Annotated in this window: 18 protein-coding genes and 1 tRNA gene; 6 read left to right on the forward strand and 13 right to left on the reverse strand. The window is 67.9% G+C overall.

The features are described from left to right. Positions 1 to 165 precede the first annotated feature (165 nt). Positions 166 to 630, forward strand: a complete 465-nt coding sequence (locus tag U5809_RS06360; RefSeq protein WP_322085907.1) for a rhodanese-like domain-containing protein — start codon at positions 166 to 168, stop codon at positions 628 to 630. Between the two features lie 115 nt (positions 631 to 745). On the opposite strand, the gene U5809_RS06365 is transcribed toward U5809_RS06360, so the two are convergent. From U5809_RS06365 to hrpA, 5 genes are all read right to left on the reverse strand, one after another. Further along, on the reverse strand, positions 746 to 1,561 hold the full coding sequence (locus U5809_RS06365; protein WP_282505540.1) for a competence/damage-inducible protein A: 816 nt from the start codon (positions 1,559 to 1,561) through the stop codon (positions 746 to 748). Beyond that, positions 1,558 to 2,385 (reverse strand): EI24 domain-containing protein, encoded by an 828-nt coding sequence (locus U5809_RS06370; protein ID WP_176047482.1) that lies wholly within the window; start codon positions 2,383 to 2,385, stop codon positions 1,558 to 1,560. Before U5809_RS06370 ends, U5809_RS06365 begins: the two co-directional genes overlap by 4 nt. A 111-nt stretch (positions 2,386 to 2,496) precedes the next feature. After that, positions 2,497 to 3,471, reverse strand: coding sequence for a sterol desaturase family protein (locus U5809_RS06375; protein ID WP_282505541.1), 975 nt, complete (start codon positions 3,469 to 3,471; stop codon positions 2,497 to 2,499). Positions 3,472 to 3,487: 16 nt separating this feature from the next. Then, positions 3,488 to 4,477 carry a beta-propeller fold lactonase family protein gene (locus tag U5809_RS06380; RefSeq protein WP_282505542.1) on the reverse strand — a complete coding sequence of 330 codons (990 nt, stop codon included), beginning with the start codon at positions 4,475 to 4,477 and terminating at the stop codon, positions 3,488 to 3,490. A gap of 180 nt (positions 4,478 to 4,657) precedes the next feature. Beyond that, on the reverse strand, positions 4,658 to 8,866 hold the full coding sequence (gene hrpA, locus U5809_RS06385) for an ATP-dependent RNA helicase HrpA (RefSeq protein WP_322085908.1): 4,209 nt from the start codon (positions 8,864 to 8,866) through the stop codon (positions 4,658 to 4,660). Positions 8,867 to 8,889: 23 nt separating this feature from the next. On the opposite strand from hrpA, the gene argA reads away from it, so the two are divergent. Continuing rightward, on the forward strand, positions 8,890 to 10,269 hold the full coding sequence (argA, locus tag U5809_RS06390; RefSeq protein WP_014896599.1) for an amino-acid N-acetyltransferase: 1,380 nt from the start codon (positions 8,890 to 8,892) through the stop codon (positions 10,267 to 10,269). 50 nt (positions 10,270 to 10,319) lie between these two features. Next, positions 10,320 to 10,595: an oxidative damage protection protein gene (locus U5809_RS06395; RefSeq protein WP_006478357.1), complete on the forward strand. Its 276-nt coding sequence runs from the start codon at positions 10,320 to 10,322 to the stop codon at positions 10,593 to 10,595. A 139-nt stretch (positions 10,596 to 10,734) separates the two neighbouring features. On the opposite strand, the gene U5809_RS06400 is transcribed toward U5809_RS06395, so the two are convergent. From U5809_RS06400 to U5809_RS06410, 3 genes are all read right to left on the reverse strand, one after another. Continuing rightward, positions 10,735 to 12,153 carry an MFS transporter gene (locus U5809_RS06400; RefSeq protein WP_322085909.1) on the reverse strand — a complete coding sequence of 473 codons (1,419 nt, stop codon included), beginning with the start codon at positions 12,151 to 12,153 and terminating at the stop codon, positions 10,735 to 10,737. Positions 12,154 to 12,334: 181 nt separating this feature from the next. Next, positions 12,335 to 13,555 carry a CaiB/BaiF CoA-transferase family protein gene (locus U5809_RS06405; protein ID WP_322085910.1) on the reverse strand — a complete coding sequence of 407 codons (1,221 nt, stop codon included), beginning with the start codon at positions 13,553 to 13,555 and terminating at the stop codon, positions 12,335 to 12,337. After that, positions 13,552 to 15,303: an acyl-CoA dehydrogenase family protein gene (locus U5809_RS06410; RefSeq protein ID WP_322085911.1), complete on the reverse strand. Its 1,752-nt coding sequence runs from the start codon at positions 15,301 to 15,303 to the stop codon at positions 13,552 to 13,554. Before U5809_RS06410 ends, U5809_RS06405 begins: the two co-directional genes overlap by 4 nt. A 173-nt stretch (positions 15,304 to 15,476) precedes the next feature. Between U5809_RS06410 and U5809_RS06415 the strand changes: the two genes are divergently transcribed. Continuing rightward, positions 15,477 to 16,379: a LysR family transcriptional regulator gene (locus U5809_RS06415; protein ID WP_322085912.1), complete on the forward strand. Its 903-nt coding sequence runs from the start codon at positions 15,477 to 15,479 to the stop codon at positions 16,377 to 16,379. Between the two features lie 21 nt (positions 16,380 to 16,400). On the opposite strand, the gene U5809_RS06420 is transcribed toward U5809_RS06415, so the two are convergent. The 4 genes from U5809_RS06420 to U5809_RS06435 all read right to left on the reverse strand — a co-directional run bounded on the left by U5809_RS06420 (position 16,401) and on the right by U5809_RS06435 (position 20,686). Continuing rightward, positions 16,401 to 17,822, reverse strand: coding sequence for an amino acid permease (locus U5809_RS06420; RefSeq protein ID WP_322085913.1), 1,422 nt, complete (start codon positions 17,820 to 17,822; stop codon positions 16,401 to 16,403). Positions 17,823 to 17,912: 90 nt separating this feature from the next. Then, the gene (locus U5809_RS06425; protein ID WP_415877929.1) at positions 17,913 to 18,983 is read right to left on the reverse strand and encodes a porin; all 1,071 of its coding nucleotides are present in this window, start codon (positions 18,981 to 18,983) and stop codon (positions 17,913 to 17,915) included. A gap of 70 nt (positions 18,984 to 19,053) precedes the next feature. Continuing rightward, positions 19,054 to 19,440: a RidA family protein gene (locus U5809_RS06430; RefSeq protein WP_322085914.1), complete on the reverse strand. Its 387-nt coding sequence runs from the start codon at positions 19,438 to 19,440 to the stop codon at positions 19,054 to 19,056. 31 nt (positions 19,441 to 19,471) lie between these two features. Beyond that, positions 19,472 to 20,686: an amino acid aminotransferase gene (locus U5809_RS06435; RefSeq protein WP_322085926.1), complete on the reverse strand. Its 1,215-nt coding sequence runs from the start codon at positions 20,684 to 20,686 to the stop codon at positions 19,472 to 19,474. Positions 20,687 to 20,877: 191 nt separating this feature from the next. Here U5809_RS06435 and U5809_RS06440 point away from each other — a divergent pair, with 191 nt between their 5' ends. Then, positions 20,878 to 21,360 (forward strand): Lrp/AsnC family transcriptional regulator, encoded by a 483-nt coding sequence (locus tag U5809_RS06440; RefSeq protein ID WP_174917730.1) that lies wholly within the window; start codon positions 20,878 to 20,880, stop codon positions 21,358 to 21,360. An 82-nt stretch (positions 21,361 to 21,442) separates the two neighbouring features. After that, positions 21,443 to 21,517 (forward strand) — tRNA-Val (locus tag U5809_RS06445). A gap of 131 nt (positions 21,518 to 21,648) precedes the next feature. Here the strand turns inward: U5809_RS06445 and U5809_RS06450 are convergent. Beyond that, positions 21,649 to 22,132: aminotransferase class III-fold pyridoxal phosphate-dependent enzyme (locus U5809_RS06450; RefSeq protein ID WP_322085915.1), on the reverse strand; the 484-nt coding region annotated here is incomplete at its 5' end.

The following is a 22,132-nucleotide window of genomic DNA, read 5'->3' on the forward strand; positions in this document are numbered from 1 at the left end:
AATCACGGCAGTCCGCCGCAGCCACCGAATCATTCTGGTGCATGCGCACCATTCTGCACTCTTTTGGTGAACGCGTGGGCCACGCGTGCACCACACCGCATGCGGGCGTCCGTGCCGCGACGCCGCGCTAGAATGTTCGTTTGACCGATACGGAGACTCCCTGCCATGAGTACGCTCGACCAGCTTTACGCGAAGGCCGACGAACGCCGCGCACAAAACGCGCTCAACTACGCCGGCGCCCTGCTACCGGTCGAGGCATTCGAACTGTTGCAGCTCGACCCGTCCGCGCGCCTCGTCGACGTGCGCACGCGCGCCGAACTCGACTGGATCGGCCGCCCGCTCGTCGGCGACGGCCAGTACCTGCACCTCGAATGGACGCGCTACCCGGGCGGCGTGCCGAACGCCGAATTCGTCAACGAACTGAAGGCGGCCCTCCCGGCCGATACGCCGATCCTGTTCCTGTGCCGCAGCGCCGCGCGCTCGAAGCTCGCCGCGGTCGCGTCCGCGCAGGCCGGCTTCACGAAGGCGTTCGACCTGCTCGAAGGCTTCGAGGGTGCCAAGGACGCCGAAGGCCACCGCAAGACGGTCGACGGCTGGTGCTTCCGCAAACTGCCGTGGATCGGCGCCTGACGGCGTACGACGTTCACCGGCTACGACAACCTCATCGTCGAGCCGGGCGATGACATGCCGATGACGGGCCGCGTTGCGCGGCCCGCGGCTTTTGTGCGGCCGCCTGGCCGGCCGCTCAGACGCGCGGCGTGTCGGGCTCGACGACGTCGCCGCCGAGCAGGTGCACGCCTTCGCGCAGCTTCACGAACGCGGCCGCGACGGCCTCCGGCTCGCCCTTCACGCCGAGGTCGATGTGACGGCGCGCATAGATGCCGCCGCGCTCCGCATCGCCGACGCTCGGCAGGCTGAACACGCGCACGCCCGGGAAATCGCGCTCGATGCGCTCCATCAGCGGCGTAAGCGTCGATTCCGGCAGCTCGAACACGTACAGCGAACGCTCCGCGTGCGGCGTCGCGTGATGCAGGTGCGCGTACTTCGTGTCGAGCACCCATTCGATCATCGGCCAGGCCATCACCGGGAAGCCCGGTACGAAATGCAGGTCGCCGGCCGAGAAGCCGGGAATCCGGTTATAGCCGTTCGGGATGATCGTCGCGCCCACCGGGAACACGCCCATGTTGAAGCGGTGCTGGTTCTCCGGCGATTCGAAGTCGACCGGCGTGGCCGGATCGGTGTGCGTTTCGCGGATCCGCTCCGAAATCAGCGCCTTCGCTTCCGGATGCAGTTCGAGCGCCACGCCGAGCGCGGCGGCCGCGCACTGGCGCGTGTGGTCGTCCGGCGTCGCGCCGATTCCGCCCGTCGAGAACACGATGTCGCCCGACGCGATCGCACGCGCGAGCGTCGCCGTGATGCGCGCCGGATCGTCGCCGACGTATTCGGCCCAGTCGAGCGCGAGGCCGCGCGCGCCGAGCAGCTCGATGACCTTCGCCAGATGCTTGTCCTGCCGGCGGCCCGAAAGGATTTCGTCGCCGATGATGATGATGCCGATGCTCATGCCTGCCCCATGTCGATTGCGGTGGCGCGCGCGCTCGCGCGCAGGTCTTCCAGCGCGCGCAGGCAATAGTGCCCGAACCACAGCGCCGAGAAGACGAGGATGAAAGCGTATACCCAGATCATGGCGGCCGCGACGAACGGGAACAGCACCATCATCCAGACCGACGAAACCCACACGAAGGTCGGCACGGTGCCGAGCAGCCCGGTCGCGACGCCGATGCCGATCAGCGGCCAGCGGTGCCGGCGCACGAGCGCGCGGCGCTCGTCGCGGCTCGCGTGCAGCGCGAGCGCATCGTAGGTCATCACGCGGTACGTGAGCCAGCCCCAGATCACCGGCGGCAGCAGCGCGAAGAACGGCGGGATCAGCCACAGCGGGATCGTGACGACGAGCAGCACGACGCCGACGAGCGCCGCGCCGAGCGAATTGAACGCGCTGCCGAAGAAGGTGCCGCCGCGCTTCGATTCGAGCGCCGCGAACTGCCGGTTCGACAGGTGCTTGATCACGACCGGCATCGAGATCGTCGCGATCAGCAGCAGCACCGTCAGCACGATCAGCGGGATCGCGAGCGACACGACCACGAACGGCGCGACGACCGCATGCAGCTGCGACATGCCGATCGCGTCGAACGCGCGATACAGCATGGCCGTCAGCACGAAGCCGTCGAGCGCGCCGCGCGCGATATCCAGCAGCGTCTGCCACGAGAACCACAGCACGGCGCCCCAGAGCAGCGCCGAGACGACGAACGGCATCAGGGTGAGCCACAGCATGCGCGGGTGCAGCGCGCTGGCGAGCGCCCGGACGAAAGAGCGCAGCAAGTCGTTCATGCGAGCCTGTATCGACGGTGAAAAACGGGGAAAGGATAAACCACACGGCCCGCATGCGCCGAAGCGCATGCGGGCCGTGTGGGAATGCCGTTCAACGGGAGCGGAATCGCGTCAGGCCGACGCCGCGCCGCGCTTGGCGGGGAACAGGCGCCGGAAGATCCGCACGAACGCGAGGCCGTGCTGCGACCAGAAGCCGTCGCCGTAGGACACGCCCTCGACCTGCTCGCGGATGCCGGTCGGCTCGACCGTGCGGTTCCACGAGGCGGTGCCGAACATCATGTCCCACCACGGGAACAGCACGCCGAAGTTGCAGCCGTACTTGGTGCCTTCGTGACCGTAGCCGACCGCGTGGTGGCGCCGGTGGAAGATCGGGCTGACGAGCAGGCGCTCGCCGAGCCAGCCGAACGACAGGCGCGCATTCGTATGCTGGATGCTCTGCATGAAGTTCGTGAACGCGGTCAGCACGACGAACTGCGACGGCGTCACGCCGATCACGAGCGCGATCGCCGCGAAGAAGCACGACTGGAGCACGTCGTCGAGCAGGTGGTTGCGGTCGTCGCACCACAGCGACATCTGCCGCTGGCTGTGATGGACCGCGTGCAGCTCCCACCAGATGCCGAACTTGTGCTGCCAGCGGTGATACCAGTAGCCGGCGAAATCGAGCACGACGAGGTAGATCGCGAACGAAATGATCGGCTTCGAGGTCACGCCCGGCCACAGATAGTCGAGGTTGACGTTCGCGACGCCATGCAGGCGCAGCCACGCCTGGAAGTTGTCGAACACCGGCTGCAGCGCGAAGAAGAAGAACAGCGTGTAGATGCCGAGCTTCGAGATCGCCGTGTAGATCACGTCGACCCGCACCGCGCGGCGGTTCTTCCAGCGTTCGACCGGCAGCAACGCCTCGAGCGGGCGCAGCAACGCAAACATCAGCACCATCTGCAACGCGCCGATGATCACCCAGTACAGCGCGTCGTAGGTGTCCTCGTCATAGTCCATCAGGTTGAACTTGAAGAGGAGCGGCTGCACGACGTCGACGTACAGCCAGGTCTGGATGTCCGACACGAACGCATCGATCAGGTGCAGCATCGTTCGCCTCCGCCGGTCACGCGCCGTTCGCCGCCTTCCACGGCGCGCGGTCGTAGAAGTAGATGCCGTGCGGCGAGCGGCCGACGGCGATCGTCTGCACCAGCTTGCGCGAGGCCAGGTCGATGATCCCGACCTTCTTCGCGAAGCGGAACGTCACCCACAGCGTCTTCTTGTCGGCGGACAGCTCCATGTCGTCGGGGCCCGGCAGCAGGCCGGTGATGTCGCCGACGTTGGTGAGCGTGTTCTCGTCGATGATGCTGATCGTGTTCGCGACGCGGTTGGTCACCGCGACATGCGTGCCGTCGGCGAGCGAGCGGAAGTTGTGCGCGCCCTTGCCCGTGTAGATCTGCTTGACGACCTTCTGGTTGCGCCAGTCGACGACTGCGACGTAATCCGCGCCCGTCATCCCGATGAGCAGGAATTTGTCGTCCGGCGTGAGCCACAGGCCGGCCGGCACCTTGCCGACCTTCATCTTCCACTTGACCGTCTGCGTCGGCAGATCGATCGCCGCGATCTCGCCGGACACCTGCAGCGACACGAGCAGTGTCTTGCTGTCCTTCGTGAACGCGAGGTGGCTCGGCATCACCGCGAGCGGCACGCGCTTCACGAGCTTCAGGTCGCGGCCGTCGTAGCCGTAGATGTCGACGCGATCGAGGCGCAGGCCGGCCGCCGCGAACCACTTGCGGTCGGGCGAGAAGCCGAGCTGGTAAGGATCGTCGATCCCTTCGACGGTACGCTGCAGCTTGCCCGTCTTCGGATCGAGGAACATCAGGCTGTTCGAGACCGAATTTGCGACGATCAGCGACGAATTGTCGGGCGTCGCCATCAGGTGATGCGGCTCCTTGCCGGTCGGCATCGTGCTGACGACCTCGCGGGTCTGCTGGTCGATCAGGGAAAGCGTCGCTTCGGCCGAATTGAGGACGATCACGTTATTCGCGTGTGCGGCGGGCGCCAGTACGGCGGCGGCCAGCGCGAGCGTGCGGCCGAGGGAAAGGAAAGTGCGCATGAAGACTCACGTCGTGGAACAACCGTCATTGTAAAACGTTCAACCGGCCGCACCGGTTGACGGCGGCCGGCATTGCGCCACTTCGACGCACGCCGCGGCGGCCGGATGAGCCGCCGCGGCAGGTCCCGCGCGGCCGGCCGGGGCCGGCCGCCGGTACGGGCCCGGGAAGCCGATGTTGCGCTAACGCTGCATCGATTCCCAGACCTTGTGCAGGCGCTTCACAGAGACAGGCATCGGCGTGCGCAGTTCCTGCGCGAACAGCGAAATCCGCAGTTCCTCGAGCAGCCAGCGGAATTCCGCGAGCCGCGGGTCGGCGACGCCGCCGCGCTGCGACACCGCGCGCTGGTACTGCTGGGCAAGCGGCAGCAGGTCGGCCGACTGCTTCGCGTCGCGCGCCGGATCGGCCTTCAGCTTGTCGATCCGCAGCGCGATGCCCTTCAGGTAGCGCGGGAAATGCGCCAGCTGCGTGTACGGCGTGTCGATCACGAAGCGCTTGCCGACCAGCGCGGCGAGCTGCTGCTGCAGGTCCGCGTGCGCCTGCGCGAACGGCTTCGCCTGCGCGAGCTTCTTCACGAGCCCCGCATATTCGGCCAGGACCTGGCCGACCAGCCGCGCGATTTCCTGCGCGAGCAGGTTCAGGCGGCTCCGGCCCTCGTCGCGGCGCGCGTGGAAGCTCGCGTCGTCGTCGGGCAGCGGGTCCTGCAGGCACGCGCGGTCGAGCGCCGTGTCGATCAGCTGGTCGCGCAGCTCGTCCTGCGTGCCGAGCGACATGTACTGCATCGCCATCTCGCGCAGGCCCGGCAGGTTCTTCTCGAGGAACTTGATCGGCTCCTTCAGCTGCAACGCGAACAGCCGCCGCAGGCCGGCCCGGTGGATGCGCGCGGCCTCCTCCGGCGAATCGAACACCTCGACGTCGCAATGCGTGCCGCGGTCGACGAGCGCCGGGTAGCCGTACAGCGTCTGGCCGCGCCGGCGGATTTCCAGCAGCTCGGGCAACTTGCCGAAATTCCAGGTCGTCAGGTTCTCGTACAGCGCCGTCGCGCCGGCTTCCGCCGGAGCGGCCGTCTGCGGCGCCGCGCCCTTGCCGGCCTTCGCGCCGCGACCGGCGGCACCGGCCGTACCAGCCGCACCAGCCGCCGCCGGCGTCTGGCCGACCGACTGACCTGCATCGGCATCGCCGCCCGTCGCGATCGTCGACGCCGCCGCGATCTTCTGGAACTGCTGCTGCGCCTGCGCGCCAAGCTCCTGCCGAAGCTGCGCGAGATTGCGCCCCATCGCGAGCTGGCGGCCGTGCTCGTCGATCACCTTGAAGTTCATGAACAGGTGCGCGGGCAGCGTCTCGAGCTTGAAGTCGGCCGTCTTCATCGCGATTTGGGTCTCGCCGCGCACGTCGGCGATCAGCGCCTCGACGAGCCCGCCCGCGCCGAAGCGCTCGCGCCCCATCCGCTCGACGAAACCGGCCGCGTACTCGGGCAGAGGCACGCAGTGCCGGCGCAGCTTCTGCGGCAGCGACTTCAGCAGCAGTTGCACCTTTTCCTTCAGCATCCCCGGCACGAGCCACTCGCAACGGCGCGCGTCGACCTGGTTCAGCGCGTACAGCGGCACCGCGAGCGTCACGCCGTCGCGCGGCGTGCCGGGCTCGAAGTGATACGTGAGCGCCATCTCGACGCCGGCCATCGTCGCGCGCTTCGGGAACAGCTCGGTCGTCACGCCGGCCGCCTCGTGGCGCATCAGGTCGTCGCGCGACAGGTACAGCAGCCGCTGCTTGTCCTCCGACTGGCCGCCCTTCTTCACCTCGTCGCGATACCAGCGCTCGAACGCGACGCCCGTGTGGATCCCTTCCGGGATCGCCTGGTCGTAGTACGCGTAGATCAGCTCGTCGTCGACCAGCACGTCCTGGCGGCGCGACTTGTGCTCGAGCTGCTCGATGTCGGCGAGCAGCTTGCGGTTGTGCGCGAAGAACGGCAGCTTCGTGTCGAATTCGCCTTCGACCAGCGCGCCACGGATGAACAGCTCGCGTGCGCGTGCCGGATCCTGCTTGCCGAACGCGACGCGCCGGCGGTGGTAGATCGGCAGCCCGTACAGCGTCGCGCGTTCGTACGCGCTGACCTGCGCCGGGCGCTTTTCCCAGTGCGGCTCCGACAGCGATTTCTTCAGCAGGTGCGCGCCGATCTTCTCGACCCATTCGGGCTCGATCTTCGCGAGGCAGCGCGCGTACAGCCGGCTCGTCTCGACGAGCTCGGCCGCCATCACCCAGCGGCCGGCCTTCTTCGCGAGCACGGAGCCCGGCCACAAGTAGAACTTGATCCCGCGCGCGCCGAGATAGTGCGGATCGTCGTCGGCTTTCAGGCCGAGGTTGCCGAGCAGGCCCGTCAACAGGGCCAGATGGACCTGTTCATAGGTCGCCTCGACTTCGTTCAGCCGCCAGCCGTGCTCGCGCACGACGGTCAGCAGCTGCGAATGGACGTCGCGCCACTCGCGCAGCCGCAGGTGCGACAGGAAGTTCTGCCGGCACGCGTCGACGAGCTGGCGATTCGACTTCTTGTGCGCGACGGCTTCTTCGAACCACGCCCAGATCTTCAGCCACTGCAGGAACTCGGAACGCTCGTCGGCAAACCGGCGGTGCGCCTGGTCGGCCTGCTCCTGCGCCTCGATCGGGCGGTCGCGCGGGTCCTGCACGGACAGCGCGCTCGCGATGATCAGCACCTCGCGCAGCGACTGCTGGTCGCGCGCGGCGAGAATCATCCGGCCCACGCGCGGATCGAGCGGCAGCCGCGCGAGTTCGCGGCCAAGCGGCGTCAGCGCGTTGTCGTCGTCGACCGCCCCGAGTTCATTGAGCAGTTGATAGCCGTCCGCGATCGCGCGGCCGGGTGGCGGCTCGAGGAACGGAAACGATTCGATCGCCGTCAGGTGCAGCGACTTCATCCGCAGGATCACCGACGCGAGCGACGAGCGCAGGATTTCCGGATCGGTGAAGCGCGCGCGCGCCTGGTAGTCGCTTTCCTCGTACAAGCGAATGCAGACGCCGTCGGCCACGCGGCCGCAACGGCCCGCGCGCTGGTTCGCGGCCGCCTGCGAGATCGACTCGACCTGCAGCTGCTCGACCTTGTTCCGGTACGAATAGCGCTTCACGCGCGCGAGGCCCGTGTCGACCACGTAACGGATGCCCGGCACCGTCAGCGAGGTTTCGGCGACGTTGGTCGCGAGCACGATCCGGCGCGCATTCGACGCCTTGAACACCTTGTCCTGGTCGGCCGCCGAGAGCCGCGCGAACAGCGGCAGGATCTCGGTGTGCGGCGGATGGTGCTTGCGCAGCGCCTCGGCCGCCTCGCGGATCTCGCGCTCGCCGGGCAGGAACACCAGCACGTCGCCGGGGCCTTCGCGGCACAGCTCGTCGACCGCGTCGACGATCGCGTCCATCAGGTCGCGCTCGGCTTCGCGCGCGGTCTTCACGCGATCGCGGCCGCCCGTGCCTTCGGCATGCTTCACGGCCGGGCGATCCTCGGCCACCGGGCGGTAGCGCATCTCGACCGGATACAGCCGCCCGCTCACCTCGATCACGGGCGCCGGGCGCTCGTCGGTGCCGAAATGGCGCGCGAAGCGATCAGCGTCGATCGTCGCGGACGTGACGATCAGCTTCAGGTCCGGCCGCCGCGGCAGGATTTCCTTCAGGTAGCCGAGCAGGAAGTCGATGTTCAGGCTGCGTTCGTGCGCCTCGTCGATGATCAGCGTGTCGTACGCCTTCAGCAGCGGGTCGGTCTGCGTCTCGGCGAGCAGGATGCCGTCCGTCATCAGCTTCACGGACGCGCCCGGCGCGAGATTGTCGGTAAAGCGCACCTTGTAGCCGACCACCTCGCCGAACGGCGTGCCGAGCTCCTCGGCGATCCGGCGGCCGGTCGACGACGCGGCAAGCCGGCGCGGCTGCGTATGGCCGATCAGGCCCGTGCCGCCGGCGCCGAGGCCGCGACCGAGGTCGAGACAGATCTTCGGCAACTGCGTGGTCTTGCCCGAGCCCGTTTCGCCGCAGACGATGACAACCTGATGACCGGCGATCGCGCGCGCGATTTCGTCGCGCTTGCCCGACACGGGCAGGCTTTCGGGGTACGTGATCGGCGGGACGGGATTCGGCGCGACGACGGCGCGCGGCGGACGCTCGCGGCGCGGAGGGCGCTCGCCCGTTGCCTGCGGTGCGCCCTTCGCGGCCGGCTGGCGCGCATCGCCGCGCCGTTCGTCACCGCGCGGCGCGTGTGCCGGCGTGCCCGCCGGCTGGTCCTGCTGCTGGCGCGGCGGCTGGCCCTGCTGCCCGCGTGCATCGGCCGCACCATCCGGGTGCCGGGCCGACGGCGTATTGGCCCGCGTCGGCGCGGGACTTTTAGAAACATTCGACATGGGGGCGCATTATAATCCCGCCCATGAATTCCCAAACCGACCTCCCTCCCGCCCAGACCGGCGCCGCGACGCCGCCGGCCGCCGACGATTCGGCCGCCAGTCACGCGCAGTTCGTCGACTGGATGCGCTCCGTCGCGCCCTATATCCACAAGTTCCGCAACAGCACGTTCGTCGTGGGGTTTGGCGGCGAGGTGGTGCAGCAGGGGCTGTTGAACGCGCTCGTGTCCGACATCGCGCTGCTGCAGGCGATGGGCATCCAGATCGTGCTCGTGCACGGCTCGCGCCCGCAGGTCGAGGAGCAGCTGAGCCTGCATGGTGTCGAATCCGAGTTTTCGCACGGCCTGCGCATCACCGATGCGCGCGCGCTCGAATCCGCGAAGGAAGCGGCCGGCGAAGTGCGTCTCGACATCGAGGCCGCGATCAGCCAGGGTTTGCCGAACTCGCCGATGGCGCACGCGCACATCAGCGTCGTGTCGGGCAACTTCGTGACCGCCCGGCCGGTGGGGATTCTCGACGGGGTCGATTTCGCGCACACGGGCATCGTGCGCAAGATCGACGCCGAATCGATCCGTCATTCGCTCGCGAGCCGCAAGCTCGTGCTGCTGTCGCCGCTCGGCTTCTCGCCGACCGGTGAAGCATTCAACCTGTCGATGGAAGACGTTGCGTCGGCGGCCGCGATCGCGCTGCGCGCCGACAAGATCATCTTCCTGACCGAAGCGCCCGGCATCGTCGACGACGAAGGCGAGCTGGTGCGCGAAATGTCGCTCGACGCGGCCGCCGAACTGCTCGATTCCGGCAACGTCCAGGGCGACGACGCGTTCTTCCTGAAGCACTCGATCCGCGCGTGCCGCGGCGGTGTGACCCGTGCCCACCTGATCCCGCAGTCGCTCGACGGCAGCATGCTGCTCGAACTGTTCCTGCACGACGGCGTCGGCACGATGATCTCGTACGAGAACCTCGAAAGCCTGCGCGAGGCGACGCCGGACGACGTCGGCGGCATCCTGTCGCTGATCGAGCCGCTCGAGTCGGACGGCACGCTGGTGCGACGCGGCCGCCACCAGATCGAACGCGACATCGACCACTTCTCGGTGATCGAGCACGATGGCGTGCTGTTCGGCTGCGCGGCGCTGTACCCGTACCAGCAGGAGAAGATCGGCGAGATGGCGTGCCTGACGGTCGCGCCGGAAGCGCAAGGTTCGGGCGACGGCGAACGCCTGCTCAAGCGCATCGAGCAGCGCGCCCGCGCGCGCGGCCTCACGCACATCTTCGTACTCACGACGCGCACCGAGCACTGGTTCCTCAAGCGCGGCTTCGTCAAGGTCAGCGTCGACGACCTGCCGGAAGACCGCCGCAAACTCTATAACTGGCAGCGCAAGTCGCTCGTGCTGATGAAACAGCTCTGAGCGCAGGCACGACTGCCCTCCCCCCAGTTCGATTACAGGAGAAGTACACGATGGCTCGAATGATCCAATGCGCGAAGCTCGGCAAGGAAGCCGAAGGCCTCGATTTCCCGCCGCTGCCGGGCGAACTCGGCAAGCGCATTTACGAGAGCGTCTCGAAGGAAGCGTGGCAGGGCTGGCTCAAGCAGCAGACGATGCTGATCAACGAGAACCGCCTGAACATGGCCGACCCGCGCGCGCGCCAGTACCTGATGAAGCAGACGGAAAAGTACTTCTTCGGCGACGGCGCGGACCAGGCGTCCGGCTACGTGCCGCCGACGGAAGGCTGATGACTCGACGCGCGCGGTTGGCAGCCTGCCGGCCACGCGCTCCAGGAAAGACGGCACCGTGATTCGCACGGTGCCGTTTTCTTTTGGCGATACGCATCAGGTGCGCTCCGGCCTCCCGCGCGGCAGCGTTGCGTGCCGCTCAGCCGGCCGGCTTCAGCGCACCGCCCTCGCCCGGCTGTGCATTCCCGTCAGCCGCGGATTCCGCGCTGCCGCCTTCGGCGCCCCATTCGGCCGCATCGCTGCGTTCGGCCGTCGACAGTTCGTCCGCGCGATACCCGGTGCGATTCAGCAGCGCCAGCATGCAGGCGAGCGACACGAGCGCGTAAAGCCCCGATGCGACCGCGACGCCGACGATGCTGCCCGTCGCGTTGAGGATCGCCTGCGCGAGCACCGGCGTGCCGCCGCCGACGACGAGCGCGCTCAACTGATACGCGAGCGACAGGCCCGTGTAGCGGATGTTGGCCGGGAACACCCGCGCGAGCACGCCGCCGACCGCGCCATAGAACATGGCCGACGGAATCGTCGAGATGCACATGCCCGCGACGGCCACCCAGTATGACCGCGTCGCAAGCGCATGGAACATCACGGGCATCAGCACGATTTCCGGAATCAGGATCCAGCACATCGCCCGGCGCATGTCGACCTTCGACACGAACCACGCGCCGACCGGCTGCATCAGGAACTGCACGACGAGCGAGATCGACAGGATGCCGAGGAACGTGCCCTGCGCATAGCCGAGTTCCTTGGTCGCCCACGACAGCGCGAACGTGCTGCGGAAATACGTGACGTTGATCACGGGCAGCGTGCCGGCCGCGAGCAGCACGACCACCCAGTGATCGCGCACGACGTCGCGCAACGGCAGCTTCACCGTGCGCTTGCGCGCGAGCACGCGCTGCATGTCGGCCGACTCCTCGAGCTTCAGCCGGATCACCATGCCGATGATCACGAGCACGGCCGACAGCAGGAACGGAATGCGCCAGCCCCACATCAGGAACGACGGTGTCGGCAGCGCGCTCAGCACGAAAAACGCGGCCGTGGCCAGCAGGTTGCCGGTGGGCGAACCCTGCTGCGCGAATGCCGCATACAGGATGCTGCGATGCTTCGGCGCGTTCTCGCTCGCGATCAGCACCGCGCCGCCCCACTCGCCGCCGACCGCGATGCCCTGCAGGACGCGCAGCACGACGAGGCCGGCCGGCGCCCAGACGCCGATCTGCGCGTAGCCGGGCAACAGGCCGATGCCGGTCGTCGCCAGCCCCATCATCACCAGCGTGATCACGAGCGCGGTCTTGCGGCCGACACGATCGCCGAGATGCCCGAACACGATGCCGCCGAGCGGCCGCGCGGCGAAGCCGGCCCAGAACGTGACGAACGCAAGCAGCGTCGCGACGCCCGGGTCCATCGTGCTCGCAAAGAACACCTTGCCGAACACGAGCGCCGCGGCCGTGCCGTAGATGTAGAAGTCGTACCACTCGATCGTGGTGCCGACGAACGCCGCGAAGGCGGCGCGGCCAGGCCGCGGCTGCGGCTGGGCGGCGAACGGGGATTGCGGACGGCTCATCGATGTCTCCATGTCTGTGATCGGTGGCGCGACTGTCGCGCGCCTTTTCCGGGTGGCCGGCTCTACGCCGCCGGCCGGCGAGGTTGCTCCAGGGTGCGTTGCCCTGTGTTGCGCTGCTTTTCATTGCTTTTCGTTGCCGTCCGCCGGCCCGTCATGCTCGCCTGCGGGCCTCGTCGGCCGGTCACGTCTGGTCGGGCGCAGCCCTCAGAACACCGGCCTCGAGCAGTTGCTGCTGAAGCGCGCGATCGACGCCGAGCCGGTCGAGCACGGCACGCGTGTCGCCGCCGAGCGCGGGCGGCGGCGAACGATAGGTCGCCGGCGTGCGCGACAGCTTCACCGGCGACGCGGTGCCGCGATACGCGCCGATCTCGACGAACAGGTTCCGGTGCAGCGCATGCGGATCGTGCGCGACGTCGGCCACCGTCCGTACCGGCCCGCACGGCACGCCGGCCGCCATCAGGTCGTGCGCGAGCGGCTCGCACGCGTGCGCGGCGAGCCGCGCTTCCAGTTCGGCCTTCAGCTCGGGCCGGTGCGCGCAGCGGCTGCGGTTGTCGACGAAGCGCGGATCGCTGGCGAGCGCCGGCGCACCGAGATACGCGACGAGCCGCGCGAACTGCCGGTCGTTGCCGACCGCGAGGAAAATCGGCACGGTCGCCGTGCGGTAGCTGTCGTAAGGCGCGATGTTCGGATGCGCGTTGCCGCTGCGCTCCGGCACGCGCCCGGAGCCGAAGAAGTTCGGCAGGTGCGGATGCAGCAGCGACACGCCGCAGTCGTACAGCGCAATGTCGATCGACTGTCCGCGCCCGCTCTTCTCGCGCTCGGCCAGCGCCAGCAGGATGCCGGCGAGCGCATTGAGCCCCGTGACCATGTCGACGATCGGCAGACCGATGCGCGTCGCATCGCCGTCGCGCTCGCCGTTGACGCTCATCAGCCCGGCCATCGCCTGGATCACCGCGTCGTAGCCGGGCAGCCCGCCGAGCGGGCCCTCGTCGCCGAAGCCCGTCACCGCGCAGTGGATCAGCCGCGGGAAGCGCGGCTGCAGGTCGCGTGCATAGTCCATCCCCCAGCGCGCGAGCGTGCCGGGCTTGAAGTTCTCGACGAGCACGTCGGCCTCTTCGAGCAGGCGCCACAGGATCGCTCGCCCCTCGTCGCGCGACAGGTCGAGCGCGAGCCCTTCCTTGTTGCGGTTGACGCCCATGAAATACCACGCGGTATCGCCGAGGAACGGCGGCCCCCAGCCGCGTGTTTCGTCGCCGTCCGGCGGCTCGATCTTGACCACCGTCGCCCCGTGGTCGGCGAGCGCCTGCGTGCAATACGGGCCGCCGAGCACACGGCTCAGGTCGACGACTTTCAGGCCGTCCAGTGCGCCGCCGGTCGCATTCGTCGCGTTCGTCGCGCTCATCGTTCGACCTCCGGCAACAGGTCGAGCGCCGTGTCGAGCGCGACCGGCGTACCGCACAGCAATGCATCGAATGCGGCCGATTCGTCGTCGCGCGACGCCGGCGCGAGCGGATCGACCGGCAGCAGCTTGTGGCGCACGATCAGGTGCGCGAGCGCGAGACGCCGGAAGTCCGGCGCAAGGCGTACGCCCTCGCAGGCCATCAGCACGGCCGCGCTCGCGTAGTACAGCGCGGACGCGGCCTGACGCACGCGTGCGTCGTCGCCTTCCGCCGCGACCCGCGCCAGCGCATCGCAGGCGCGCGCGAGAATGCGCCGCAGCGCCGCGCGGCTCGCATCGGGCAGCGGTGCCGCGCCGAGCCGGTCGCCCAGGAACGCGCGCAGCGCATCGAGTGCGTGCTCGCGCTGCGCGGCCCGCGCGACGTCCAGCGCGACGATGTTGCTCGTGCCTTCCCAGATCGAGCCGAGATGCGCATCGCGCACCAGGCGCGCGTCGCTCCATTCCTCGATGTAGCCGGTGCCACCGCGCACTTCCATCGCATCGCCCGTCACGCGGCGCGCATCGCGGCACGCGCGAAACTTGATCAGCGGCGTCAGGATCCGCACGCAGCGCGCGGCCTGCTCGTCACCCGCGTCGGCCTGCGGCAGGAGCAGCGCAATCTGCATGAACATCGCGCGCGCGGCCTCGGCCGGCAGCAGCATCTTCATCAGCTGGCGCTGCATCAACGGCATCTCGATCAGCTTGCGGCCGAACGCCTCGCGATGCGCGGCGACGTGCAGCGCCTCGTTCAACGCACGCCGCATCAGCCCCGCCGCGCGCACGCCGTTCGACAGCCGCGACATGTTGATCATGTCGGCCATCTGGTGAAAACCGCGGCCGATCTCGCCGATCAGGAACGCCTGTGCACCTTCAAGCGCGATCTCGCCGCTCGCCATCGAACGGCTGCCGAGCTTGTCCTTCAGGCGCACGATCCGGTAGCGGTTGCGCGTGCCGTCCGGCAACGTCTTCGGCAGCAGGAACAGCGCCAGACCCTTGATGCCGTCCGGCGCGCCGTCGGGCCGCGCGAGGAGCATCGCGAGATCGGCGTCCGCGTTCGAGCAGAACCATTTGTCGCCGGTCAGGCGCCAGACGGTCTCGCCGTGTGCGTTCGTCTCGCGCGCTGCGCGCGTCGCGATCCGGGCGACGTCGGAGCCCGCTGCCTGCTCGGTCATGAACATCGCGCCCTGGTACAGCGTGTCGAAGTCGCGCGACGCGAGCATCGGCAGGTAACGCGCGACAAGCGCCGGATCGCCGAAGCGACGCAGCGTGCGCGTCAACGAGTCGGTCATGCTGACCGGGCAGCACAGCCCGAACTCCGCCTGGACGAACAGGAACGTCAGCGCGTACTTGATGAGCGGCGGCACGGATTCCGGCCCATGGCTCAGCGACGCGAGCCCGAGCTCCGCATAGGCGACGCGTTCGAGCGCGACGTACGCGGGATCCTTGTCGATCCGCTGCACGGCCTCGCCGCGCCGGTTGCGGTGCTCGAGCACGGGCGGGTGCTTGTCCGCGCGCGACGCCCATTCGTCGAGTTCGCCCGACACGCGTGCGCCGAGCGCGCGCAGCCGCGGCTCGAGTTCGGCATAGTGCGCGTCGCCGAGATGCAGCTTCAGCAACGCGCCGAGATCGGGATCGGCGGTGAAGAAATTGATGCCCCGGCTGTCGGGGATGTTGGATGCGCCGGCGTCCGGCGTGCGAGCGGTGTCGTTCATGCGTGCGTCTCCTGGGATGCCTGCACGTCGGCTGGAGGCGCCGCCGCGGCGCCCGGCCAGTCCCGCGCAAAGCCTTCCGCAGAGCGTAGGCGCGCGATCGATAAGCGTCCAATACAGGATTTGTCCGGTACGATAGATATCGCTTATCGATGCCGACGCCGGGAGGAGACACCATGGAACTGAGGCAGTTGCGCTACTTCGTGGCGGTCGCCGAGGAACTGCATTTCGGGCGTGCAGCGAAGCGCCTGTTCATCTCGCAACCGGCGCTGAGTTTCGACATCCGCAAGTTCGAGGAGGCGCTCGGCGTGCAGTTGTTCTCGCGCACCAACAAGACCGTCGCGCTGACCAACGCGGGCGAGGTGCTGCTCGGCGAAGCGCGCCGGTTGCTGCTGCAGGCGGCCGAGGCCGAGCGCCTGACGGTGCGCTCCGCATCGGGCCTCGCGGGCCGGCTGCGGATCGGCTTCGTCCATTCGATGCTGTATCGCGGGCTGCCCGATGCGGTGCGGCGCTTCGAGGCCGACTACCCGGGCGTCGAGGTCGTGCTGAGCGAGATGAACACGCAGGCGCAGGTGCAGGCCATCCAGCGCGGCCAGATCGATCTCGGCTACGCGCACTGGGGCCACTTCCCGCCCGAGGTCGAATCGGTCTCCGTCTATGCGGAGCCGTTCGTGTGCTGCCTGCCGGCCGCGCATCCGCTCGCCCGGCGCAAGCAGGTCGCGCTCGCCGCGCTCGCTGCGGAACCGTTCATCCTGTTTCCGCGCGAAGCGGCGCCGCACTATCACGACCTGATCATCGCGCAATGCGTGAACGCGGGATTCAGTCCGCTGATCCGCCACGAAGCGCGGCTGTGGCAGACGATCCTGTCGATGATCGAGTTCGGGATGGGCGTCGCGCTGGTGCCGCGCGTGCTGCAGCAGGCGAAGAGCGACCGGCTCGCGTTCCGGCCGCTGAAGGATGCGTCGCTCGAATCGCGCACGCTCGCGTTGAAGCGCAGCGGCACCGCCGAGCCGGTTGCGCTGCGCTTCGCCGACTACGTGCGCGCATCGATCGACGGGTTGCCCGCGCTCGCGGGCTGAGCGCGCTCGCCCGCCGCTACGTCACGACTTCGCGCCGGGCTGCAGCACCGGCTGTGCGCGTCGATACCACACCGCGTACACGAACGACAGCGCAACCAGGAACGGAATGCCGAAGATCAGCGTCATGTGGAATTCCGCCGTGAAGTAGGTCGTCACCATCACCGCGAGCATCAGGCCCGCGCCGAGCAGCGTCAGCAGCGGAAAACCACGCATCCGGAACGCGGGCGCCGGCAGACCGAGCGCCGCGCGACGCCGCCGGAAGCAGTAGTGCGTGACGAAGATCATCATCCACGTAAACAGCGCACCGAACATCGACACGGCCATCATGATCGTGAACGACGCGTCCGGATACAACACGCTCAGCACGGTCGCAAGCGCGATGCCGAGCGTCGACAGCATCAGTGCGCCGAACGGTACGCCGCGCGCGTTCACTTCTCCGAGCGCCTTCGGCGCATGCCCCGCACGCGACAGGCTGAACATCATCCGCGTCGTGATGTAGAGCTGACTGTTCATTGCGGACAGCGCGGCGATCAGCACGACGAAGTTGATCAGTCCGGCCGCGCCCGGCAGGTGGATTGCCTCCATCACCTTCACGAACGGGCTTTCGTCGCGCCCTGCCGCCGTCCACGGCACGATCGCGAGCATCAGCGCGAGCGTGACGAGGTAGAACAGCACGAGCCGCACGATCGTCGAGCGGAACGCACGCGTGACCGCGCGCTCGGGATCCTCGGCTTCACCGGCCGCGACCGCGATCATCTCGATGCTCAGGTAGCTGAAGATCGACACGATCACCGCGACCCAGGTACCCCACGCCCCCTTCGGAAAAAAGCCGCCGTGATCCGTGTAGTGATGGAATCCCGCGCGTGCCGCACCGTTGCCGACCAGCCCCGGATTGCCGAACACGACATAGGCGCCGAGCACGATGAAGCCGACGATCGCCGCGATCTTCACGACCGAGAAGCCGTACTCGACCGCGCCGAACACATCGACGCTACGCGCGTTGACGAACACCAGCAGCGCGGAGAACCCGACGATCCACAGCCAGCCCGGCACGCCCGGCAACCAGTACTTCATGTACAGCGCGATCGCGGTGACCTCGGTGCCGACCGCGAGCACGATGCACGCCCAGTACGCATAGCGCACGAGGAACCCGGCCCACGGGCTCACGTAATGTTCGGCGTACGCGCCGAACGAACCGGATGTCGGGTGCGCGACCGTCATCTCGGCGAGACAGCCCATCAGCAGCAGCGAGATGAACGCACCGATCGCGTAGCTGACGAGCACGCTCGGACCCGCGAAGCCGATCGCGAAGCCGCTGCCGAGAAAGAGGCCGGTGCCGATGGCGCCGCCGATCGCGATCATCGCCATCTGCCGTGCGGAAAGCGTGCGGCGCAAGCCTTGCTCGCGCGCCGCGATATGCTGGAATTGCCCTTCTGGTTGCATCGAATGACCTCGTTCGAAAGCGATTGTCCGGTCGGAATGTCGACGGCGCGCGGCCCGGCGCCGGACGGCCGGCCGCCGCGCGCCGCGGGCTCAGAACACGTGGCGCAGGCCGGCCGCGATGCCCGTCTGGTTGCCGCGTCCGGGCATTTCCGTGAACGCGCCGCCCGTCACGCGGTTGTAGTCGACCGTCGCGTAGACCTGCGTTGCCTTCGACAAGGCGTACTCAGCCTCGAGCACGCCCGTGTAGCGCTTGCCGCCGTTACCGGCCACGCCGTTGACGTTGCGGATGTCGTCGTAATACGCGACGCCCGTCACCGACACGGCCGGCGTGACATTGACGCTCGCACCCGTATAGAAGATCGCGTCGCGACGCGGGTTGTCCGCGAACGCACCGTAGGTCACGTCGCGGCCCGGCGCGTTCAGCAGCTGCTGGTCGAGCATGCCCGTGCGGTCGATGCCGCCGAGATAGCCCGCGTACAGCGTCGCCGCGCCGAACGCGTAGCGCGCGCCCGCGCCCCACGCCTGCTGCGCGCGGCTGTTCAGGTCCCGCACCTGCTGGTAGGTCGCGCCGACCATCAGCCCGCCCTGCGTGTACGACACGTGCGTGCCCCAGTACGCGTTCGCGCCGAGGCTGCCCGCGACGCCGCCGAAGCCGTAGCTCGCGCCGACGTTCAACCCGCCGAACGTGCCGTCGTAGCTGACGACGTTGCTCGCACGGCCTTGCGTGAGGAAATACGGCCACATGTTGGCCGTGTAGTTGCCGACCGTCAGCGGATCGAGATCGCCGAACAGGTTGAACGCCTCGGTCGCCTGGCGGCCGAGCTTCACGGTCCCCCAGTCGCTCGCAAGACCGACATACGCGTAGCGACCGAACAGCGCGCCGTCGAGCTGCCCGTTCTGCGGCTCGAAGCCGCTCTCGAGCTGGAAGATCGCCTTCAGCCCGCCGCCGAGCGCTTCGCTGCCCTTCAGCCCCCAGCGGCTGTTCGTGATCGCGCCGTTGGTCATCTGCACGCTCGCACCGTTCGACGCGTCGGCATGCGTCGTGTAGCGAATGCTCTGGTCGACGATTCCGTACAGCGTCACGCTGTTCTGAGCCATCGCGCCGCTCGCGGCAAGCGCACCGGACATCATTGGCAGTACGAATTTATGGATTGTCCTCATGTTCTCCTCCAGTCCTGTTGTCGTTTGTCGATGATTGCGCGACTGCGCACCGCGCAATGCGGTGTTCCTGCTAGGTGCGTGCCACGGGCAGCGCGACGTACGCGACGAGTTCGACGCGCATCGCCGGATGCGCGAAACCCTGCACGCCGACGCATGTCCGGTTCGGATACGGTTCGCGGAAGTGGCGCCGGTATTCGGCGTCGAATTCGGGCATCGCCTTCACGTCGGACAGGTAGACGAGCACCTGCGCGACGTCGTCCATCGTCGCGCCGGCCGCCGCGACGGCCTTGGCGAGATTCGCGAGCGTGACGCGCGCCTGTTCGGTCATCGTGTCGCCGGCGATCGCACCGGATGCGTCGACCGGCCCGTGCCCCGTAAACATCAACCCTCCGGCGCGGGTCGCCCACGAGAATGGTTGTGCGAGCTGCGGCAGGTCGACCGGGATCGTTTCAGCCATCGTGTCCTCCTTGTGATCGGGGCCGGGATATTCAGGCGGCCTGCCGCGACGCACCGCCGAGCACATCGGCGATCGCGTTCGCGACGTGGTCGACGTTCGCATCGTTCAGGCCCGCGATGCACATGCGGCCGGAGCGCAGCAGATAGACGCCATGCGATGCACGCAGGCGGTCGACGTCGGTCGCGGCCATGCCCGTGTAGCTGAACATCCCGCGCTGCGCGACGAGTGCGTCGAACGCACGGTCCGGCAGCCGCGCATCGAGCCGCGCCTTCAGTTCGCCGCGCATCCGCTTGATGCGCGTGCGCACCTGCGCGACCTCGTCTTCCCAGCGCGCGCGCAGCGCGTCGTCGTTCAGCACGGTCGACACGAGTTGCGCGCCGAACAGCGGCGGGCTCGAATAGGTGCGGCGCACGCCGGCCTGCAACTGACTCAGTACCGTTGCGGCCTCGCCCGCGTTCGCGCAGACGACCGACAGGCCGCCGACACGCTCGCCATACAGCGAGAAGTTCTTCGAAAACGAATTGCCGACGATCGCGGGCAACCCGGCATCGACGATCGCGCGCACGGCCCACGCGTCGTCGGCGAGACCGTCGCCGAAGCCCTGGTACGCCATGTCGAGAAACGGAATCAGCCCGCGCCGCGCGAGCATGTCGATCACCGCGCGCCATGCGTCGCGGCCAAGGTCGAGACCCGTTGGATTGTGGCAGCACGGCTGCAGCAGCACGACGCTGCGCGCCGGCAACGCATCGAGCGCGGCGAGCATCGCGTCGACGCGGATGTCATTGCGCAATGCGTCGTAGTACGGATACGTATGCACGTCGAGGCCGGCGGCCGAGAAGATCACGCGGTGGTTGTCCCACGTCGGGTCGCTGATCCAGATCGCACTGTCGGGGAAATAGCGCTTCACGAATTCCGCGCCGAGCCGGATCGCGCCCGAACCGCCGAGCGTCTGCAGCGTCGCGATGCGCCCTTCCGCGAGCGCCGCGCAGTCGTCGCCGAACACGAGGCGCTGCACGCCCTGCCGGTACACGGCCAGCCCTTCCATCGGCAGATAGGTATGCGGCGCGCCGGCTTCGCGCAGACGCTCGGCCGCGATGCGCGTGCTGTCGAGAACCGGAATCCGGCCCGCGTCGTCGTAGTAGAGGCCGATGCTCAGGTTGACCTTGTGCGGATGCGCATCCTGCTGGAAGGCCTGGAACAGCGACAGGATCGGATCGCCCGGGTAGGCGGGAATGTGTTCGTACATGGCGAAATGGCGGTAGAGGTTGAAAGCGGCGGCGCGCCCGGCGGCATCGCGTTGCGCCGGGACGAGCAGTCGGGACATGGGGCGCATGTTATCGAGGACGAAATAGAATGAGCTTCACTTTTCGATGACGAACTCGCCCGATTGCAGTAGAGTCTGCGGATCCAATCTCAAAATTCACCGGATTCTGCGAAATGACTCTCGATCGAACCGATATGCGGATCCTTCGGCACCTGGAACGGGACGGACGCATCAGCAATCAGGACCTCGCGAACGCGGTCGCGCTGTCGCCGTCGGCATGCCTGCGGCGCGTGAAACTGCTGGAGGAACGCGGCGCCATTGCCGGGTATCGCTGCGCGATCGAGCCGAAGAAAGTCGGCGTCGCGTTCGAGGCGCTCGTGCATGTGTCGATGCGGCCTGACGTGCCCGAGTGGCACGACCGGTTCGTGGAAGCGATCCAGCAGTGGCCAGAGGTCATCGCGGCGCAGATCGTCACGGGCGGGTCGAACTACGTGCTGACGGTTCGCGCGCGCGACCTCGATCACTATTCGGATTTCGTGATCAACCGGCTGCACCGAGCCGCGGGCGTGATGTCGATCAACTCGAGCATCGTGCTCGCGACGCTCAAGCGCGACGGATCGATCCTGGATCTCGTCGAGCCGTCGACGGCCGGCTGACCGATCGTTGCGCGGGCCTGAAAAATATTTGCAGAAAGTACTTTACAGACCCTCAAAGCACTGACATAATTTCAGCTTCTTTGGGCGGTTAGCTCAGCGGTAGAGCACTGCCTTCACACGGCAGGGGTCACTGGTTCGATCCCAGTACCGCCCACCAAAGAATTCAAGGCCCTGCGTCTCACGACACAGGGCCTTTTCGTTTTGGTGCCGCACTCGTCAAAGCGTGCGCATCCGGGCGGCAATGCCGTCCCGGAACCACACCACGCACGCTGCGCGGACTTACCGTGCCTACCCCACCCGCTCCGCCGTCGCATCGAACGCGCGCTTCGCCTTGTCGACGATCTCGTCGACCTCCGCCTCGCGAATCACGAGCGGCGGCGACAGCAGCATCCGGTCGCCCGTCGCGCGCATGATCAGGTTGCCGTTGAAGCAGAAGTCGCGGCAGATCGTGCCGATATCGACATCCGCACCGAAGCGCTCGCGCCGGCCGCGATCGCGCGCAAGCTGAACGCCCGCGACCAGCCCCGTGCCCGCAATCTCCCCGACGACCGGATGATCACCCAGCGCGTCGCGCAGCCGGCGCTGGAAATACGGCCCGATGTCGTTCTTCACGCGCTCGACGATGCCTTCGTCGCGCAGCAGCTTCAGGTTCGCGACCGCGACGGCCGCCGCCACCGGGTGGCCCGAGTACGTGAGCCCGTGATTGAATTCGCCGTTGTCGATGATCGGCCGTGCCACGCGCTCGTGAATGCCGACCGCGCCCATCGGCACG

This window comes from Burkholderia sp. BCC1999 (assembly GCF_905339975.1).
In the GTDB taxonomy this organism is placed as follows: Bacteria; Pseudomonadota; Gammaproteobacteria; order Burkholderiales; family Burkholderiaceae; genus Burkholderia.